The sequence below is a fragment of the Actinomadura sp. BRA 177 genome (assembly GCF_013372625.1).
Taxonomy (GTDB): Bacteria; Actinomycetota; Actinomycetes; order Streptosporangiales; family Streptosporangiaceae; genus Spirillospora.
In genome coordinates, this window is the sequence record NZ_JABXFD010000693.1 from 1 (window position 1) to 1,413 (window position 1,413).

Sequence of the window (1,413 nt, forward strand, 5' to 3'; positions counted from 1 at the left end):
TTCGTCACTTATTCCTCTTCCGATATCTCTCCTATCTCGTGCGTCGGCGGCTGCAGACGTTACTAAGAGACAGCTCCCCGCCGGCGTCACCCCCGCCGACCTCGACGCGGCCGACGCCGGCACCACCCTCATGCCCGCCCTCTCCCTCGCCGCCGCCCACGAAGCCGAGGACCGCGAGTTCTGGGGCCGCATCGCCCACCTCGAAGAGGACAAGGAACTCGACTTCTGGAACACCCTCCACGCCGACCTCACCGAAGACACCCCGGCCCTGTACGCAAGCACTCCAGGATTCCGCTAGAGTTGTCCATGCGAGCCCGGAGGGCGACCTCCGGACCGGCACGCGGACGTGGCTCAGTTGGTAGAGCATCACCTTGCCAAGGTGAGGGTCGCGGGTTCGAATCCCGTCGTCCGCTCTGAGAGGCCCCATCAGGCCTCGCTCTGGTGGAGTGGCCGAGAGGCGAGGCAACGGCCTGCAAAGCCGTGTACACGGGTTCAAATCCCGTCTCCACCTCGCAGCACGCACAAGGGCGATTAGCTCAGTGGGAGAGCGCTACCTTGACACGGTAGAGGCCACTGGTTCAATCCCAGTATCGCCCACGAGCCGGCTTCCCCTGCTCGCTGCCCTTCGGGCAGCTTCGCCGGGGGCCGCATTGTCTTTCCCGGGGGGCGACCCCCGGACCCCCGATGTGGGGGCTCCGCCCCCACGCCCCCTGGTGGCTCGGCTCATCGATCACCTGCCGCAGAGTGCGTGAGGCGCTGGGTAGTAGGCCTCCGTCCCTGGCCCCTGGTGGCTCAGTTCGCCGATCAGCTGCTGCAGAGCGGGCGAACCGCTGTGTTAGGGGCTCCGCCCCTCGCCCCCGGTAGTTCAACTCACCGATCGCCTGTCGCAGAGTACGAACACGGTCGGTGATGAGGGCCTCTGCCTCGCGCCGCTTTTGGCTGAGTTCGCCGATCACCTGCCGCGGAGTGCGTGAGGCGCTGTGTAAGGGGGCTCCGCCCCTCGCCCTCGGTGGCACGGCTCATCGGTCACCTGGCGCGAAGTGCGAACACCGGTCAGTGATAAATGCCTCTGGCCTCGCGCCGCCTTTGGCTCAGCCCACGAACCGGTCAGTGGTAGGGGCCCTGCTTCACGCCGCCTTTTGGCTGAGTTCGCCGAACAGCTGCCGCAGAGCGGGCGAACTGGTCGGCAGTGGGCCTCTTCGACGATCGATACGCATACTCGTCCCACATCTGCATTCGTGGTGGGTGTACTTGACTCTCTCGCCTGCGTGAATTGGCCGTGGTGAGAATCGGTTCGGGGGCCTGGAGCTTGCGCGCGACGCTATTGGGAATGGTGCTGTGTTTTCTCCCGTTGGTTGGTGGGGCGGGGTCGCGCGTGCTGGTGGGCTGGCCCTTCTACACACCTGCCGCCGC

At 66.2% G+C, this 1,413-nt stretch carries 3 tRNA genes and 1 pseudogene; all 4 read left to right on the forward strand.

Annotated elements, in window-relative coordinates:
* Positions 1-298, forward strand: a pseudogene (locus tag HUX53_RS40455) (CHAP domain-containing protein); the annotation flags it as partial.
* A gap of 42 nt (positions 299-340) precedes the next feature.
* Positions 341-413: transfer RNA gene (locus HUX53_RS38210), tRNA-Gly, on the forward strand.
* 27 nt (positions 414-440) lie between these two features.
* Positions 441-511 (forward strand) — tRNA-Cys (locus tag HUX53_RS38215).
* A gap of 14 nt (positions 512-525) precedes the next feature.
* Positions 526-597, forward strand: a tRNA-Val gene (locus HUX53_RS38220).
* Positions 598-1,413 lie beyond the last annotated feature (816 nt).